Source organism: Streptomyces erythrochromogenes (genome assembly GCF_036170895.1).
GTDB lineage: Bacteria > Actinomycetota > Actinomycetes > Streptomycetales > Streptomycetaceae > Streptomyces > Streptomyces erythrochromogenes.
This window is the reverse complement of the sequence record NZ_CP108036.1, coordinates 1,567,755-1,585,090: the sequence shown is the minus strand read 5'-3', so window position 1 is coordinate 1,585,090 and position 17,336 is coordinate 1,567,755. Positions and strand designations below refer to the sequence as shown.

16 protein-coding genes, 1 tRNA gene and 1 riboswitch are annotated in these 17,336 nt (G+C 72.9%); of the genes, 11 read left to right on the top strand and 6 right to left on the bottom strand.

Going from position 1 to position 17,336, the window contains the following annotated elements; genetic code table 11:
• Positions 1-4: 4 nt before the first annotated feature.
• Positions 5-796: a tyrosine-protein phosphatase gene (locus OHA91_RS07410; protein ID WP_031157790.1), complete on the bottom strand. Its 792-nt coding sequence runs from the start codon at positions 794-796 to the stop codon at positions 5-7.
• Positions 797-1,108: 312 nt separating this feature from the next.
• A riboswitch (cyclic di-AMP (ydaO/yuaA leader) is annotated at positions 1,109-1,288 on the top strand.
• A 2-nt stretch (positions 1,289-1,290) separates the two neighbouring features.
• Between OHA91_RS07410 and OHA91_RS07405 the strand changes: the two genes are divergently transcribed.
• From OHA91_RS07405 to OHA91_RS07360, 10 genes are all read left to right on the top strand, one after another.
• Entirely contained in the window at positions 1,291-2,259 is a 969-nt protein-coding gene (locus OHA91_RS07405; protein ID WP_328738888.1) for a LysM peptidoglycan-binding domain-containing M23 family metallopeptidase, read from the top strand.
• A 163-nt stretch (positions 2,260-2,422) separates the two neighbouring features.
• Positions 2,423-3,208, top strand: coding sequence for an SGNH/GDSL hydrolase family protein (locus tag OHA91_RS07400; protein WP_031157786.1), 786 nt, complete (start codon positions 2,423-2,425; stop codon positions 3,206-3,208).
• 112 nt (positions 3,209-3,320) lie between these two features.
• Positions 3,321-4,562 (top strand): MBL fold metallo-hydrolase, encoded by a 1,242-nt coding sequence (locus OHA91_RS07395; protein WP_328738887.1) that lies wholly within the window; start codon positions 3,321-3,323, stop codon positions 4,560-4,562.
• 278 nt (positions 4,563-4,840) lie between these two features.
• Positions 4,841-6,748, top strand: coding sequence for an ATP-binding protein (locus OHA91_RS07390; protein WP_328738886.1), 1,908 nt, complete (start codon positions 4,841-4,843; stop codon positions 6,746-6,748).
• A gap of 50 nt (positions 6,749-6,798) precedes the next feature.
• Complete coding sequence (locus OHA91_RS07385) at positions 6,799-7,233, top strand: roadblock/LC7 domain-containing protein (protein ID WP_031157778.1); 435 nt, start codon at positions 6,799-6,801, stop codon at positions 7,231-7,233.
• A gap of 71 nt (positions 7,234-7,304) precedes the next feature.
• On the top strand, positions 7,305-7,643 hold the full coding sequence (locus OHA91_RS07380) for a DUF742 domain-containing protein (protein WP_328738885.1): 339 nt from the start codon (positions 7,305-7,307) through the stop codon (positions 7,641-7,643).
• Positions 7,621-8,241 (top strand): GTP-binding protein, encoded by a 621-nt coding sequence (locus OHA91_RS07375; protein WP_328738884.1) that lies wholly within the window; start codon positions 7,621-7,623, stop codon positions 8,239-8,241. Before OHA91_RS07380 ends, OHA91_RS07375 begins: the two co-directional genes overlap by 23 nt.
• Entirely contained in the window at positions 8,241-8,786 is a 546-nt protein-coding gene (locus OHA91_RS07370; RefSeq protein WP_031157770.1) for a GAF domain-containing protein, read from the top strand. Before OHA91_RS07375 ends, OHA91_RS07370 begins: the two co-directional genes overlap by 1 nt.
• A 78-nt stretch (positions 8,787-8,864) precedes the next feature.
• On the top strand, positions 8,865-9,227 hold the full coding sequence (locus OHA91_RS07365) for an MmcQ/YjbR family DNA-binding protein (RefSeq protein WP_031157768.1): 363 nt from the start codon (positions 8,865-8,867) through the stop codon (positions 9,225-9,227).
• Positions 9,228-9,331: 104 nt separating this feature from the next.
• Positions 9,332-9,408: transfer RNA gene (locus tag OHA91_RS07360), tRNA-Pro, on the top strand.
• Positions 9,409-9,640: 232 nt separating this feature from the next.
• Here OHA91_RS07360 and OHA91_RS07355 read toward each other — a convergent pair.
• The 4 genes from OHA91_RS07355 to OHA91_RS07340 form a co-directional block, all read right to left on the bottom strand.
• Entirely contained in the window at positions 9,641-11,002 is a 1,362-nt protein-coding gene (locus OHA91_RS07355; protein WP_328738883.1) for a carotenoid oxygenase family protein, read from the bottom strand.
• A 659-nt stretch (positions 11,003-11,661) separates the two neighbouring features.
• The gene (locus OHA91_RS07350; protein ID WP_328738882.1) at positions 11,662-13,665 is read right to left on the bottom strand and encodes a P-loop NTPase family protein; all 2,004 of its coding nucleotides are present in this window, start codon (positions 13,663-13,665) and stop codon (positions 11,662-11,664) included.
• A gap of 118 nt (positions 13,666-13,783) precedes the next feature.
• Positions 13,784-14,176, bottom strand: a complete 393-nt coding sequence (locus tag OHA91_RS07345) for a nuclear transport factor 2 family protein (protein ID WP_266493663.1) — start codon at positions 14,174-14,176, stop codon at positions 13,784-13,786.
• A 104-nt stretch (positions 14,177-14,280) separates the two neighbouring features.
• Positions 14,281-15,522: a cytochrome P450, cyclodipeptide synthase-associated gene (locus tag OHA91_RS07340; RefSeq protein WP_328738881.1), complete on the bottom strand. Its 1,242-nt coding sequence runs from the start codon at positions 15,520-15,522 to the stop codon at positions 14,281-14,283.
• A gap of 233 nt (positions 15,523-15,755) precedes the next feature.
• On the opposite strand from OHA91_RS07340, the gene OHA91_RS07335 reads away from it, so the two are divergent.
• Complete coding sequence (locus tag OHA91_RS07335; RefSeq protein WP_031157757.1) at positions 15,756-16,328, top strand: GNAT family N-acetyltransferase; 573 nt, start codon at positions 15,756-15,758, stop codon at positions 16,326-16,328.
• Positions 16,329-16,401: 73 nt separating this feature from the next.
• On the opposite strand, the gene OHA91_RS07330 is transcribed toward OHA91_RS07335, so the two are convergent.
• Complete coding sequence (locus tag OHA91_RS07330; protein WP_037634190.1) at positions 16,402-17,205, bottom strand: helix-turn-helix domain-containing protein; 804 nt, start codon at positions 17,203-17,205, stop codon at positions 16,402-16,404.
• Between the last annotated feature and the right edge of the window lie 131 nt (positions 17,206-17,336).

Below are 17,336 nucleotides of genomic sequence, written 5' to 3'. Positions count from 1 at the left end.
CGGATCAGACCAACAGCCGGTCCCGGAGCCGGTCGAGGGTCTCGGGCTTCAGCCCGAGGCCCTCCGCCAGGTAGCGGTCCACCCCGCCCCAGACCTCGTCGATGGTGTCGAAGGCGGCGACCAGGTACTCGGCGCGGGCGTCGAAGAGGGGCGCGAGCAGCTCCATCACCTCGGGCGAGCGGGCCTCGGCCGACTCGGAGCTGCGGCGCACCCGGTAGCGGCGGTGCGGGGCGTTGGACTCCAGGTAGTCCGCCACGATCGCCTCGCGCTCGACGCCGACCGCGAGCAGGGTGACGGCGACGGAGAGGCCGGCCCGGTCCTTGCCGGCCGCGCAGTGCAGCAGGGCGGGGACGCTGTCCTCGGCGATGGCGTGGACGACCCGGCTGTGCTCGGCGGTGCGGGTCCGGATGATCCCGCGGTAGGAGTTCGCCATCCGGGCGGCGGCCTTGCCGTCACCGAGGATCGAGCGGAGCTGGTCGAGGTCGCCGTCGCGGACGAGCCGCCAGAACTCCCGCCCGTCCGCCGGGTCCGAGAGCGGGATGTTGACGTTCCGCACGCCGGGCAGTTCGACGTCCGGGCCCTCCAGGGCGTGATCGGCGCCGTTGCGGAAGTCGAAGATGGTGTGGAGGCCGAGCGAAGCGAGGAACTCTGCATCGGTTTCGGTGGCATGTGCGAGATGTCCGCTTCGGAAGAGTCGTCCCGTCCCGACCCTTCGTCCATCAGAAGTCGGCAATCCGCCCACATCGCGGAAATTGCGCACTCCGGTCAGCTCCGGCTCCTGTATCTGCTGGGTCACGGGAACTCCTCCGCCTTCTCTTGGGGCGTCTGTCCGAATTGAGCCGTTTGGCGCCAACTTGCCATATCCGGAGGCGAGATCGGGCACCGCCCCGTGAGCCAGATCATACGGTGACCGTGAGTGCCTGATCGTCAAAGCCGAATGGCCCGGTGGGGGCGGCTGTTGGCGGAGCGGAATGGACGGAGGGTGACCGGAATTCCGGCGGTCCCTCATGTCTGTGAATCCGTCAGGGAATTCGCGGCTTGTTCGGCGTGCCCGCAAGGGATTACCTTCGCGATCGATCCGGGTGGATCGCCGAATCCTGCCGCCGCCCGGAAACCGCAACCGAACCATTTCGCGCGGCAGGAGCGGGGGAACCAGGTAAGCCGCTGTACCGGAGATCTTTTCTCCGATATGGCTCGGGGTGAAGTCGTTCATGTCCCGTACATGTACGGCCGGACATCTCCAGTCCGAACCCGACAGCTCACCTCGCAGGCGCCGGAGAGGAATGCGTCATGCCTGCAAAGGGTAAGCACCGCCGTCCCAAGTCCCTTTCCATTTCCCGCGGATTCGCGGTCGCAGGCACCGGCGGCGCGGCCCTCGCCCTGCCGCTGATCGGCGCCGCCGGCGCCCACGCGGCCGGCGCCCCTGCGGCGGCCACCGCCGTCGCACCCGCCGTGGCCCCGCAGGTCCCCGCCGCCCTCCAGGCCGCCCCGGCGGCCGCCGTGCAGGCAGCGCCGACCGTCTACACGGTCGTCCCGGGCGACTGCCTCTCCGAGATCGCCGCCGAGCGCAACCTCTCCGGCGGCTGGGAGCGGCTGTACGAGCAGAACCGCGAGGCGGTCGGCAGCGACCCGTCGCTGATCCACCCCGGCCTGAAGCTGACCCTCGGCGGCCGCGCCGAGGCCGCCCCGGTCGACGCCGCCCCCGCCCCGCGCACCGTTCCTGCCCCGCGCACCGCCCCCGAGTCCGCTGCGAAGGCGGCCCCGAAGGCCGAGTCGAAGCGGGCCGGACAGCCCGCCGCCCCGCAGGCGCGGCAGGACTCCGCCCCCGAGGCGCCCGTCGCGCAGCCGGCCGCCTCCGGATTCGTGGCCCCGGTCAGCGGTGGCATCTCCACCCAGTACAAGGTCGCGGGCGCCATGTGGTCCTCCGGCTACCACACCGGCGTCGACTTCATCGCCCCCATGGGCACCACCGTGAAGGCCGTCGGTGCGGGCACCGTGGTCTCCGCCGGCTGGAGCGGCTCGTACGGCAACGAGGTCGTCATCCGGCACGCGGACGGCAAGTACTCCCAGTACGCCCACCTGTCCCAGCTCTCCGTCTCCTCCGGCCAGAGCGTCACCGCCGGCCAGAGCCTCGGCCTCTCCGGCTCCACCGGCAATTCGACCGGCCCGCACCTGCACTTCGAGATCCGCACGAGCCCGTCCTACGGCTCGGACATGGACCCGATCGCCTACCTCCGCTCGAAGGGCGCCAGCCTCTGACGGCAGCCGCCGACGGAGCGCGGACACGCGTGGGGCCGGGACCCGAGGGGGGTCCCGGCCCCACGTGTACTTATTCCTTATCTCCCGCGTGGTACAGATCACGGCCCGTCAACCCCTCATTACGTTGGCGTAGGTTGGTTACGGGAGTGAAGTATGGGTTCTCGTGGCAGCGACGACGACGAAACTCAAGACCATCGGCTCGTACGCGGCGATCGGGGACAGCTTCACCGAGGGCGTGGGGGACCCGGGGCCGGGGGATTCTTTTCTGGGCTGGGCGGACCGGCTCGCCGTGCTCCTGGCCGATCAGCGCGAGGAGCACGACTTCCGGTATGCGAATCTCGCGGTGCGCGGGAAGCTCCTCGACCAGATCGTGGCGGACCAGGTACCGAGAGCCAAGGCCCTCGCCCCGGACCTGGTCACCTTCTGCGCGGGCGGCAACGACATCATCCGGCCCGGCAGCGACCCGGACGACGTGGCGGAACGGTTCGAGGCGGCCGTGGCCGACCTCACCGGGGCCGTCGGCCACGTCATGATCACCACCGGCTTCGACACCCGCGGCGTGCCGGTCCTCAAACACATCCGGGGCAAGGTCGCGACGTACAGCGCGCACGTGCGCGCCATCGCCGACCGCTACGACTGCCCGGTGCTCGACCTGTGGTCGCTGAAGTCCGTACAGGACCGGCGCGCCTGGGACGCCGACCGGCTCCACCTCTCGCCCGAGGGCCACACCCGCGTCGCCCTGCGCGCCGGGCAGGTGCTCGGCCTGCAGGTGCCGACCGACCCCGACCAGCCGTGGCCGCTGCTGCGCCCGCGCGGCTCGGTGGACGTCACCCGGGACAACATCCAGTGGGCCCGCGAGTACCTGGTGCCGTGGATCGGCCGCCGGCTGCGCGGCGAGTCCTCCGGCGACCACGTCGAGGCGAAGCGGCCGGACCTGCTGCCGCTGTAGCCGCAGGACGACGAGGCGGGCGGGAGAGGCAGGCGGAATCCTTCGGGACCGGTGTGCGTTGGGATGGTCGTAGCGATACGACCGCACCGACCCCATCCTCCCTGGAGGCGCTTTGACCGGCTCCCGTCCCCTCCGTCCGCGGCTGCGCGCCCTGCGGCCCGAAGCCTTCGGCGCGGACCCGTCCGGCGCCAGGCTGGAGCGGATCCGCCGCTCGCCGAACTTCGCCGACGGCGTCTTCCAGAACCCGGTCGGAGCCCGGAACAGGCCCTCGGGGTCGATGACCGAGTTCGCGAAGATCTACTTCCACCGCGAACAGCGGCTGCGGCGCAGCCCCGCGGCGGCCATCCCGGTGCACCCGACCACCCTCGCGGACCTGGTGAAGCCGCCCGTCAGCGGTCTGCGCCTGACCTGGATGGGCCACTCCAGCGTGCTGGCGGAGATCGACGGGCACCGGGTGCTGTTCGACCCGGTGTGGGGCGAGCGCTGCTCCCCCTTCCCCTTCGCCGGCCCCAAGCGGCTGCACCCGGTGCCGGTCCCGTTGGCCGCACTGGGCGCGGTGGACGTCGTGGTCATCTCGCACGACCACTACGACCACCTCGACCTGCCGACGATCAAGGCGCTGGCCGGTACGGACACGCTGTTCGCCGTCCCGCTCGGCGTCGGCGCGCACCTGGAGCGCTGGGGCGTGTCGCCCGACCGGCTGCGCGAGCTCGACTGGAACGAGACCACCAAGATCGCCGGGCTGTCCCTCACGGCGACGCCCGCCCGGCACTTCTGCGGCCGCGGCCTGCGCAACCAGCAGCACACCCTGTGGGCCTCCTGGGTGGTCGCGGGCGACGAGCACCGGATCTACCACAGCGGCGACACCGGCTACTTCCCCGGCTTCGCGGAGATCGGCGCCGCGCACGGCCCCTTCGACGCCACGATGATCCAGATCGGCGCCTACTCGGAGTACTGGCCCGACATCCACATGACCCCCGAGGAGGGCATGCGCGCCCACCTCGACCTCCAGGGCGGCACCCCGCACGGCACGATGCTGCCCATCCACTGGGGCACCTTCAACCTGGCCCTGCACCCGTGGGACGAGCCGGGCGAGGGCACGCTGGCCGCCGCCCAGGGGGCCGGAGCGCCCGTCGCGCTGCCGATCCCGGGCCAGCCGTTCGAGCCCGGCGCCGAGGGGGCGCCCGCTGAGCCGTGGTGGCGTCCGTTCGTCGCCGGGACGACGGCGGGCGGGCCCGTGGACGGGCCTGCGGCCGTGCCCTCGCACGAGGCCGGCGGAGCAGCGGCGACAGCGGCCCGCGTGGCGTCGTCGGCAGTCGGCGGGCAGGAGAAGCCGGAGTCCGTCGGGTCGTAGCGGGCGACCTCGAGCACCAGGTACCGGCCGCCCCTCCCGGACCGGGGCGGCCGGCGTCGTACGAGCGCGCGAAGGAGGGGCGCCGCCGGGCGGCCGGAACGGCCTGACCGGCGCATTCGGGCTGCAGTACGAGCGCTCCACCGGGAGCGGGAAGCACCCCCGCGAAGTTCTCCAACTGGCAGTCCGGGGCGGGACAGCGGGGTCTAGCGTGGGTATTCGGTGATCAACACCGGGCCCCGGGAACGCTGGGGGCCGGGCCCCACGTACCGAGGACGCCGATGTCCGGACTCCGCGCCGCCCGCCACGCCCCGTCGAGACACGCCGTCACCGGTCCCGGCCGGCAGTTACGCCCCCAGCTGGTGCGGGCCGCCCTCCTGCCCACGCTGGCGGCGGCGCTCAGCGGCGCGGCAGCGGTGATCTTCACCCTCCAGCTCGGCGGCGGGGCCGGCGACCGCGACGCCCGGCTCTGGCCGGTGCTCACGGGCTGCGCCCTGCTCGCGGCCGGCGCCCTCGCCGCGGCACTGCTCGGAGCGCAGCGTGCGGCCAAGGCCGTACGGGACCGGTGCGAGGCGCTGCGCCGCTCCAGCGTGCGCGGCCGCCAGGAGCTCCGGACGGCCGCCGACCGGCTGGAGCGCGGCGAGGCCCCGCCGCGGCCGGTCCGGGGCGGGCCGAACGCACCGCTCACCGGGGGCGACCCGGCCGGCGTGGACGAGTTCTGGCTGCTCTCCCAGGAACTGCGCGGCGCCCGCGAACAGGCCCACACGACCCTGGTACGGCTGGCCGCACCGGCCGCACCGGCCGCCCCGTCCGACAGCGAGCGCAAGGTCGAGGTCTTCGTCAACCTCGCGCGCCGGCTCCAGTCCCTGGTCCACCGCGAGATCTCGCTGCTGGACGACCTGGAGGACACGGTCGAGGACCCGGACCTGCTCAGGGACCTCTTCCACGTCGACCACCTCGCCACCCGGATCCGCCGCCACGCCGAGAACCTCGCGGTGCTGGGCGGCGCGGCCTCGCGCCGCCAGTGGAGCCGGCCGATCGACCTGAGCGAGGTGCTCCGCTCCTCGGTCGCGGAGGTCGAGCAGTACACGCGGGTCAAGGTCGTGCCGCCGGCGGGCGGAAGCGTACGCGGACACGCCGTCGCCGACGTGGTGCACCTGCTGGCCGAACTCGTCGAGAACGCCACGGTGTTCTCCGCCCCCGACACCGACGTGGTGCTGCGCGCCGAGCGGGTCACCGCCGGCATCGCGGTCGAGGTGGAGGACCGGGGACTGGGCATGCCGGCCGAGGAGCAGCACCGGATGAACGCCCTGCTCGGGGACCCCGACCAGGTCAGCGTCCGGAGCCTGCTCGCGGACGGGCGGATCGGCCTGTACGTCGTCTCGGCGCTGGCCCGGCGGCACGGGATCGCCGTCGAGCTCAAGTCGAACATCTACGGCGGCGTCCTCGCGGTGCTGGTGCTTCCGCAGGAGCTGCTGGGCGCTGCCGAGGCGGCCGACGCGGCCGGGGGCTCGCGGGTGACGCCGCCGCTGGAGCCGGCCCGCATGCCGCTGCCCCGCAGGGCGGGCCCGACCGTCCCCGGCCCCCGCCCCGAACCCGCCCCGACCCCCTGGCCGGACTCCTGGAACGCAACCACCACGGTCACCGGCGGCGCACCGCCGGCCCGGCCGGGGGCTGCGCCCGGCCCCGCCCCGGACGCGTGGCCACCACCCGGCGGCGCGCCGTCGCCCGAGCCCGGGACCTGGGCCGAGCCGGCAGCCGAGGTGCAGGCGGCTGGAGGGCCGTCCGGGCCGGGGTCCGACTCTGCGGCGGATGCCTGGTCCGTGCCGTCAGGCGACCCCGGCACCGGGGCGGATGCGCAACCGGGGAGCGGGCCGTGCCCCGGGGCGGCGGCCGATGCCTGGTCCGCTCCCGGAGGAGGAGCGTCGGGCGGGCCATGGGCGGCAGCCCGGTCCGGGGCCGTGGAGGATGCCCGGCCGGGGGCTCGGGTGGGGGAGTCCGGCGGGCCCGCCGGAGGCGAGCGGCCCGTGCTGCCCCGGCGCAGCGCCCAGCAGCACCTCGCGCCCCAGCTGCGCGAGGCACCCGCCCCGCGGCGCCCTGCGGACGCCGAGCAACCCGTGCACGACCCTGGCCTCATGGCCGCCTTCCAGCGGGGCTTCGGCCTCGCGCAGTCGGAGAACCAGGTATGACCCCCAGCACCCCCAGCACGTTCAGCGACCTCGGCAAGGAGCGCACCCCCATGAGCGGCGAAATGGCAACGAAGACCGGTGGCCGGCTCTCGGATCTCGACTGGCTGCTCAGCGGCCTGGTCCAACGCGTGCCCTACACCCGCAGTGCCGTACTGCTCACCGCCGACGGGCTCGTGACCTGCGTACACGGCATGGACCCCGACAGCGCCGACCACATGGCGGCCCTCGCCTCCGGCCTCTACTCGCTGGGCCGCAGCGCCGGCGCCCGCTTCAGCGAAGGGGCGGAGGTACGGCAGGTCGTCGTCGAGCTCGACACCGCGCTCGTCTTCGTGTCCGCGGCCGGATCCGGGACCTGCCTGGCCGTCCTCGCCGACCGGGAGGCCGACGCCGGCGTCCTCGGCTATGAGATGGCGATGCTGGTCAAGAGCGTCCGCCCGTACCTCGCGGCCGCGCCCCGGCGGCCCGCCGCGAACGTGGAGCGATGAGGGCCCACGGCAGGGGGGCGTACGGGAAAGGGCGGGACACACCGTGGCTCGACGACTCGGCGGGGCGGGTGATGCGGCCGTACACCGCCAGCGGCGGTCGGACCAGACCGGGCATCGCGCTCGACCTGCTGTCGCGGATGACCGCGACCGGCGTGCGCCCGCGTGTGCCGCTCGGCGCCGAGCACACCCTCGCGCTGCGCTTGTGCGCCGGCGCGGCGGCGGTCACCGTCGCCGAGCTGGCGGGCCAGCTGCGGCTCCCCGCCGCGGTGGTCAAGGTGCTGCTGTCCGATCTCATGGATTACGGGGCCGTGATGGCGCAGTCGCCGCGGTTCCCGGGCGGAGGGTCGTTCGCCGCCGATGACCAGTCCCTCCTCCTGGCGGTGCTCGATGGCCTACGCAAACGACTGTGACGCCCCCGTGACGCTGAAGGTGCTGGTCGCGGGGGGTTTCGGGGCGGGGAAGACCACCTTCGTGGGCGCGGTGAGCGAGATCGAGCCGCTGAGCACGGAGGAACTGCTCAGCGACCTCGGCGCCGGCGCCGACCCGCTGCACGGGGTCGAGGCCAAGACCACCACGACCGTCGCGCTCGACTTCGGCCGGATCACCCTGGATGACCGCCACGTGCTCTACCTCTTCGGTACGCCCGGCCAGCACCGTTTCTGGTTCCTGTGGGAGGAGCTGTGCGCGGGCGCGCTCGGCGCCGTGGTGCTCGCGGACACCCGCCGCCTCGCGGACTGCTTCCCGGCCGTTGACTTCTTCGAGCGGCGCGGCATCGGCTTCATCGTCGCCGTCAACGAGTTCGACAGCTGCCACCGCTACACGCCCGAGGAGGTCCGGGACGCGGTGGGACTGGGGCCCGAGGTGCCCGTCGTACGGTGCGACGCGCGCCTGACCGGCTCCGGGACGGTGACGCTGGCCTCCCTGGTCCGTCACCTGCTGTGCACGTCCGCGGCGCGATCGATGTCGACGACATCAACGCCACTGTCAACAGACTCGGGGGAAACGTGATGCTCTACTACGAATCGACCGGACACCTGCTGCTCACGCCTGTGGACCGGGAGGCCCCCGCGCGAACCGTCCGGCTGCGCGAACTGGGGCTGGGGGAGCGGGTGGACACCGAACTGGACGCCTTCGCGCGGCGCGTCGCGGACGTCCTCGACGCCCCGTACACGGGGGTGAACTTCGTCGGCGAGGAACGCCAGTTCTTCGCGGGCCTGCACCGCGCGCCCGACGCTCCCGAGAGCGGCTACCCGGCGCGGGTCCTGGCCCGCGACCACGGCTACTGCCCGCACGTGGTGGTGCGCAGGCGCGCGCTGGTACTGGAGGACGTGCGGGACTTCGCCCGGTTCGCCGGCAACGCCGTAGTGGACGAGAGCGGGGTCCGTTCCTACCTGGGGGCACCGCTGACCGACCGGCGCGGGATCGTCCTGGGCACGGTGTGCGCGGTGGACGTGGTGCCGCGGCGGTGGGGGACGGAGGGGCTCGCCACCGCGAAGGAGCTGGCGGCGGAGCTGGTGGCGCTGCTGCACGAGCGGGAGGACCGGCGCGCGTGAGCACGGTTGTCGGTGGCGGGGGCTACGGTCGTCGGACGAGGATCCACCGGAGCCGGAGGCTGGAGAGGAGTCCCGGGGATGGCCACCACCGTGCAGGACGTCCGCCTGATCGCACTGTCCCTCCCGGACAGCAGCGAGAAACCGGCATGGGGCATGCCGACCTTCCGGGTGGGCGGGAAGATCTTCGCCGCCCTCGCCGACGACGACACCTCGATCGGGGTGAAATGTCCCAAGGAGGAACGGGCCGAGCTGATCGCGGCGGAGCCGGAGAAGTTCTTCATGCGTGCAGGTCACGACGACAACTACGCCTGGATCCGGGTCCGCCTTGCGGCGGTGCAGGACGAGGCCGAGCTGCGCTCGATCCTGACCGACTCCTGGCTCCAGGCGGCCCCGAAACGCCTGGTCGCGGCCCATCCGGAGCTGACGGCAGGCACCGCCTGACCTGATCGTGAACCGGTGACGGAAAGGCGCGCGCGACCACCCACGGAAATGCGGTATCGTTCTCATGCGCGTTCGGCCAGGGGAAACCCCAGGTCAGCGGGCATCGGGACGTGGCGCAGCTTGGTAGCGCACTTGACTGGGGGTCAAGGGGTCGCAGGTTCAAATCCTGTCGTCCCGACCAGCGTTTACGCAGGTCGGAGGCCGTTCTCTCACACATGGGAGGACGGCCTTTCCCATGCCCGGAATGCTGGCGGTCGCAGCACGGTCGCACGCCGGCAACGGTGCCTGGCAGGGGCCGTCCGGCCTCGGTGGAACCGGCCGCTGACCGCCGCCCGGCACCATCTCCAGTGAAGTTGCAGCTCAGGGGCCGTACCAGAGTGATCTGGTACGGCCCCTGAGCGTTGTGCGCGGTGTCAGGCCGCGTTGTGAGGCGTGTCGGGGATCCAGGAGCCGTGGAGGCCGGCGGTGACGCGGTGGGGGAGGTGGATGGTGGCGATGGTGCCCAGGCCGGTGGCGTCGAGGACGAGGAGTTGTGAGGCGTCCTGTTTGAGGTCGGAAACGACGGTGAGGAGGTAGCCGTCGTCTTCGTTGGTGGCGTTGTGGGCGGGGACGTAGACGGCTTCGCTTGGCAGGCGTGCGTCGCCGGTCTGGTGGATGCGGCGGGCGCCGGTGGTGCGGTCGTATTTGACGAGGCCGTAGCCGCCGAGGCCGTTTTCGTCGGGGAAGGCGATGGCGTACTGGTAGCGGTTCTCGGTGCCGAGGTAGTCCTCGTTGAGGGTGGGGAACTCGACGGGGAGGTCGTCGATGATGTGTTCGTCGACGGTGTGGGCGTGCATGTCGATGGTCCAGCGGCGGGTGTAGGAGCGGGAGACGGGTTCGCTGCCGCGGCCGGGGGTGCCTGTCCACCAGTTCCAGGAGAGGTGGAAGCCTTCGCGGTCGACGGTGGGGCCTTCCAGGACGATGCGGCCCTGGCCGTCTTCGTAGGCGTTGGAGACGTGGAGCATGTTGCCGGGTTCGATGGAGTACCAGCGGATGTGGTGGTGTCCGTCGGTGCCGCGGGGCATGACGCCGATGCGGGAGGGCTGTTGGTCGTTCCAGCCGTAGGGGATGCCGGAGTGTTCGGTGGGGTCGAAGGTGACGTTGCCTTCGATGAAGACGATGTGGCGGCGGGTGAGGGCGAAGTCGTGTTTGAGGGCGCCGGTGGCTCCGGGGACTTCGGCGGTGTGGACGAGGGTGCCGGTGGTGTCGGCGACGTGGTAGGTGAGGTAGGGGGGGAAGGGGGAGGAACCGAAGAAGTGGAGTTCTCCGGTGACGGGGTCTTCCTTGGGGTGGGCGGTCATGGCGGTGCGGAGTTTGCCGTCGAAGTCGTGGGGGCCGATGGTGTCGAGTTCGGGGCTGAGTTCGTAGGGGAGGTTGGCTTCGCAGAGGGCGAGGAGGCGGCCGGCGTGTTCGATGATGTGGGTGCCGGCGGTGCTGGCGGCGAGGTCGGGGCCGTGTTCGGTCATGTAGGGGGCGCCGTCGAGGGCGGGGGTGTGGACCCAGCGGTTGCGGTACCACTCGGCTCGTCCGTCTCGCACGCGGATGCCGTGGATCATGCCGCTGCCCTTGAACCAGTGGGTGGGGGTGATGCCGGGTTTGGGGTTGTGGCTGTTGCGCAGGAGCCGGCCGGACAGTTCGGGCGGGATGGTGCCCTCGACAGTGAGGCCGGTGGCGGTGACCTCCTCGGCGACGGGGGTGAAATGGCCGGTCAGGTAAGGCGGCTTCGCGGTCGTCATGACGCGATCTCCTTCATGAGGTGTGCGGGAGGGGAGGCTCCGGGCCCGGTCCCGGTCGGGCGGGTGGGGAGCGGTACGAGGAGGGACGTCGCGGCCCGGACCGCGGCGGACCTGTGCCGGGTGGTGTTCACCGGGCCGTCCGCCGGCCCCGCGTCCTGGCGCGGACGCCGTCCACGGCGAGTTCCCTGAGCCGGCCGCAGGCGATGCTCCGCCCCCGGCCGGGCGCGGAGGCCGGGTGGTTCCCGTCGGCGCCGTGCGCCGGGACACGCGGCGGGAGGGAGGGGCCCCGAGTACGCGACGAGGGTGACCGCGCAGGTGCCCAGCAGGTCGCGCCACCCGGTCCCGCGGCCGGTTGTGGCCCGGCCCGGCCGCGAGCTGGGCGCCCGCGAGCAGGGCATGGACGGCCCCGGCAAGCCTCTGCGCCGGGGCCGCGTACAGGGGTGAGGGCGCGAGCCCGACCGGAACCGGGCCGCGGCGGGTGCCGCGAGTGCCGGCCCCGGCCGGCGGGGCCGGCCCGCCGCCCGGTCCGTCCGTGTGCGTGCTGTGTCCATGGCGCACAGACTCGCGTCGACCGGTGTCCACTCTCCAGGCCCGGCGGGGACGGGGCGTGTCCACTGCTGTCCGCACCTGTCCACCCCGTCCCACCGGGCAGCCGTTCCCTACGGGCGCGGGCCCCGCAGCTCCAGTTCCCACAGGGCTTCGCAGAGCAGGTCCAGGCCCTGGCGCAGATGGCGGCGGTAGGTGCCGTACGGGAGGCCGAGGCGGCGGGCCGCGCCCTCCTGGGTCGGCACACCGGAGAAGTACCCCGTCGTCAGGGCCTCGCGGGCGCGCACCCCGCGCGGGTCACGGGCGAGGTCGTCGACGGTCCGGCGCAGCAGCGTGCGCAGCTCCTCGACGGGATCCCCGAGGTCGGCGGCGAGCCGCGTGCGCATCAGGGCGCAGGCGGCGAAGGCGCTCGGGTCGCGCCAGTGCGCCAGCGCTTCGCGCACGGCCTGGTCGAAGGCGGTGCGCGAGACGGCCGCCGGCCCGGCGGGGACCGGTACCTCGGGGGCCGATATGAAGTGGAAGAGCCACCTCTCCACGGGGACCTCGCGCCAGTCGACGCCGAACACCCCGTAGGTGTGCTCGCCGACCCGGGGGCGCTCCCCGGTGTCGCGCAGGGTGCCCTTGACCCGCTCGGCCCAGGCTTCGGCGTCCTGGAAGACGGCGAAGCCGAAGGCGCGGCCACGGGCCCTGGCCGCCTCCGCCTGGGCCCGTGAGCTGCTCAGGTCGATGACCCGCGAGGGTACCTGGTAGCGCTCGGGGTAGACCGAGAACCTGCTGATCCCGATGTGCTCGCCGGGGCTCACCGGGGCGGTGGCAGCGGTGTACCGCCACGCGGCCGCGACCACGGGATCGGCGGCGAGGTCCTCGGGGTCGGGAGGGGCCGGCAGGGCGAGCCGGGCCGTGAAGGCGACGATCCGGCCCGTGCTCACGAGACGGTAGACGCTGAAGGCCTGCGGCTGGCGCCGCGCCCAGTAGCGGACCAGTTCCGCCGAGGCGGGCCCCTCGGTCTCCTCGGCCATCCGCAGGACGACGTCCATGTCCTCCGGGTGCAGCGGACGGTCGTGCATCTCCTCGTCGCGGGACCAGGTGCGCAGCCGGGACAGGGTCTCGCCCTCCCGGAACAGGTAGAAGAGCTCGTCGGTGACGGTCCACACCCGCTCCTCGGGCGCCTCGCGCAGGATGCGCAGGTATTCGTCCGCCAGGCGCGCCCGGATCGCCTCGAACGCGTTGGGCGCGCGCCAGCGCAGGTCGGCGGCGAGCGTCTCGCGGGCGGCGTCGTGCGGGTGGAGACCCCGGTGCGTGGACTCCATGAAGGGCAGGTCCCTCAGCCAGGAGAACAGCAGGTGGGCGTCCTCTCCGGGCAGTACGGAGGACAGCAGTTCCTCGGACGTCGAGTGCGCCTGGGCCGCCACCTCCAGGGCGCGGCGGTGGGCGGCCGTGGGGACCTCGCCGACCAGCCCCGCCAGCAGGGTGCGCAGGACGTCCGCCGACGGGGCCCAGATCTCCTCCCGGGCGCAGCCCGCCGATCCCGCCGCGGCGGCGAGGGACAGGGCCAGCGGGTTGCCGCCGGCGAAGCGCAGCACCCGGTCGCGCAGTTCGGGCCGGATCTGCGCCGCCACCAGCAGGCTGCGGGCCTGGTCCTCGGAGAACGGCTCCAGTTCGGTCACGCGCAGGAGCCCGGACCAGGCCGGGTCGGCGGTCCACTGGGGCTGCGGAGCGCGCCGTCCGGCCAGCACGACCAGGGTGTCCTCCGCGGCGCGGGGCAGGAAGTGGTGCCACAGCCAGCTCTCCAGCCACTGGCAGTGGTCGAAGGAGTCCACGAACAGGACCGTGCCCGGGACGTCGAGGAACGGTCCGGCGGCATGCTCGAAATCGATCGGGTCCCGGCTGACGAACCGGCCGTCGAGTTCGACGAGCAGTCGGCCCGCCGCGCGGGCGTGGTCGGCCAGCCGCCTCAGCAGCGTGGACTTCCCGATACCGCCCGGCCCGCACACGTAGAACGCGAACGGAGCCTGCGCATCGCCGGCCAACGCCTCGCCGAAGAGCCCGAGTTCCTCCTCCCGGCCGATGAAGGCCTGCACCCGGGCCCGGCTGAGTCTTTCCCCTACGGACGCCATGACGTCTCCCATCCTCCTTGTTCCAGCACCGGCGCTGTCCGCGCCCGCAGGCTCAGAGAGCGCTCTCTTCCGCTTCGGACTCCCCCGTCGGCGCTCCTGGCGGAGCCCGGCGTTCGCGTCACTTGACGCTGCCGAGGTTCCCGTCGTCGGGGTGGCCGGTGACCAGGAGGGTGGTCTCCTCGACGCACTGGAACCGGCCGTCGGGGGCCATCTGTGCGAAGAGGTAGACCTCGGTGCGGGAGGTGCGTCCGTTGTGCTGGGTGAGGGTGACGGTGTGGCGGTCGGCGTAGCGCGGCCCGTCGCGGAGCTCGTCGTGGACCTCGATGTCCCCGCTGCGGACCAGGGAGCGCAGACGCGTCATGTGCTGGACGAAGGAGGCCCGGTCGCTCCACACGCCGTCGGTGCGCTGGCGGTAGTCGGGGGTGAAGTGCCGCTCGACGGCTTCGCCGAGGTCGAGGCCGGGGGTGAACAGCAGGTCGTTGATGGCTCTGGTGATGTCGGTCGATGTCATCGTCGTCTTCGCCTCGGGGGGTGGGGGGTGCGGTAACAGGCCTGCGCGACCGGGCAGTACGGGGTGTTGCCCGCCCCGGCCGAGGCCGCCCTGCAAGACGGCCGTCAGCCACGGCGCGTTCCACTTGGGTGGACGGGAGTGAAGTCCAGCGACAGGGAGACCGGGCCCCGTGTGTACAAGCCGGTCTCCCGGTAGCGGAACCCGGGGCTGTAGCGGACCCCGTCCAGCAGGGGCAGGAGCAGGGCGGCGACGGTCTCGATCTCGGCCCGCGCGAAGGCCGCGCCGACGCACTGGTGGAGCCCGGTACCGAACGCCAGGTGCTGGGCGGCCGCGGTGAACGAGCGGGCCGTGCCCAGGTCCGCACGGTGGATGTCGAAGGCGTCCGGATCGGCGAACGCGGCAGGATCGCGGTTGGCCGCGCCGATCATGCAGAAGACGGTCGCACCCGCCGGGACGGTGGTGCCCGCGAACACGGCGCTCTCCTGCGTCTGGCGGGGGATGAGCTGGACGGGCGGGGTGAAGCGCAGGGTCTCGGCGATCGCGGCGGCCAGCAGGTCCGGGTCCCGGCAGACCTGCGCCATCTGCCCGGGATGGTCGATCAGGTGCTTGAAGAGCAGGGCGATGGTCTTGTCCGCGGGCTCGGCGGCCGCGACCAGCACGTTGATGATCAGGGCGGTGACATCGCGGTCGCTCATGGTGACCCCGTCGAACTCGGCGGTGCACAGCTTCGATATCAGGTCCTCGCCGGGCCGGCTGCGCCGCTGCCGGATCACGGGGGCCAGATGGGCCTCCAACCGCTCCGCGCAGTCCAGGCAGTGCCGGCGGCGCTCAGGGGTGAGGGTCAGGCTGGTGACGAACTCGGCGACCCCGGCGTGCCAGTCGGCCACCTGTTGCCAGTCGGCTCTGTCCAGGCCGAGGACGTCCAGGGCCACGTGGACCGCGAACGGCTTGCCGAAGTCGTTGACCAGGTCCACCCGGCCCCGCGGGAGGAACGGGGCCATGAGTTCGGCGGCGTTGGTGTGGATGGCGCGCATCTGGTCCTGGAGGGCGGAGCCGGTGAACCCGCGTACGACGATCTTCCGCTTGGCGGTGTGCTCGGCGCCGGTCATCTGGGCGAGGACCCGCCCGCGCATCACGGGTTCGGCGCGCACCTGGAGCATCTCGGTGGTGAACGCCCCGTGGTCGGTCAGCACCCGCTTCACGTCCTGGTGGCGGGAGAGGAAGTAGCTGTCGATCGCCGGCTCGTAGTGCACCGGAGCCTGCTCCCTCAGCCGGGCGTAGAAGTGGTGGGGCGCGGCGGCGAACTCGTCGGACAGCACACTGAAGGGCGGATTTGCCAGGGGCATGGTGGTGCTACCTCTCGAAAGGTGCGCATCGCGCGAAGTGGGGGGGTGGGTGCGCTCGGCGACCCGGCCGAGGACGGTGCCGGCCGTCGACCGGTCCGTGCGGCGAGCGGACGTCCATCCGACCACGGCCCGTGCCTCACGCGGAAGTTCGACGGATATTACCGCTGTCGGACGACCCCCCGGCCGGTCCCCGCCGGCCGGTGGTCCGCCGCCACTCGTGGCACTGTGGTCCCATGACCATCGAAGTCCGCCCCGCATCGGTCATCGAGGACGTGCGTACCCTGCTCGGCCCGAAGTCCCCCGAGGCCAACGTCTGCTGGTGCCTCAGCTACCGCGTCCCCTCGAAGCTCAACAACGAACTGCGCGGTCCGGCCCGGGGCGAGTACGTCGCCGAGCTGTGCCGCAGCGCAACCCCTCCGGGAGTCATCGCCTACGAGGACGGCGAGCCCGTCGGCTGGGCGGCCGTGGCTCCGCGCGCGGACACCTCGTTCGCCCGCAGCCGCACGATCCCGCACGTCGACGACCTGCCGGTCTGGTCGCTGTGGTGCATCCGGGTACGCCCCGGCCACCGGAAGAAGGGCATCTCGCACACCCTCATCGCCGGCGCGGTCGAGTTCGCCCGCGCCCACGGCGCACCCGCGGTCGAGGCCTACCCCCTCGACAACGGGGAGGCCCGGGCCGACCTGACGATGGCGTACGCGGGTCTGCGGAAGAACTTCGAACGCGCCGGCTTCGTGCACGCCGCCGACACCACCTCCGTACTGGCCGGTCACCCCCGGGTCCTGATGCGCCTCGACCTGCGCTGAGCGGGCGCGTACGGGCGGGGGCGACGGAACACGCCACCCGCCCGAACCCCCGGCAGGATCCGGAAGAGACGGCCTAGCGCCGCCGCGCCATCACGGCGTGCCGGGCGGCCCGGTCGGCCGGGCCCTGCACCGGCTCCCACTCGCGGCGCGGGCGCGCCGCGGGCGCCGACAGCCTGGACAGGTTGGCGCTGACCATCGCCGCCGTACGGACCGCGGCCTCACCCAGCAGGGCGATCTGCTTGCCGTCCAGCGAGGTCGCCGCCACGGCGGCCACCACCTGCCCCGCCTCGGAGAACACCGGCGCCGCCACGCACGACAGCGCGCTCACGCACTGCCCGTACTGGAAGGCCATGCCCTGCTCCCTGGCCCGCGCCGCCTCCCGCGACCACGCGGCCCGCGACCACCCCTGCGCAGGGCCCGCCTCGGGAGCCGACGCCGTCAGGATCAGCTCGGCCGCGCTCCCGGCCGGCAGGACGACACCGGGATACAGCGCGAACACGTCGTCCACCTCGCTGCGCGTGCTCCCGACCACCAGGGCGTGCCCCGCCTCGGGCACCGACAGACTGACACTCAGCCTGCCACCGCCGACGGCGGCGAGTTCGCGCAACGGCCGCGCCGACGCGGCCCTCAGCGCCCGCGCGGGATGCCACGCCTGCCCCAGCCGGAACGTCCTCGGGCCCAGCCTGTAGCGGCCCGAAACGCTCTGTACCGCGCCCAGCGCGACCAGCTGCCCGAGCAGCCGGTGGGCCGTGGCCTTCGGCAGTTCGGCGTCCGCCGCCAGCCTGGTCAGGCCGACCTCGTCGCCCTGCGCGAGCACCTCCATCAGCGCGAACGCGCCCTCCAGTACTCCCCGCCCCTCAGTGCCGGATCTGGCCATGAGCGGATCCCCCTTTCGCACGGACGCCATCGGTCGGATGGTGCCCGTAACTCCCCGTTCGTCCCGGCTCATCAGCAAGAACGGTGGTGCCGCCCTCCGCTTCCGCCGGTCCGTTGAACGGACCCGATCAT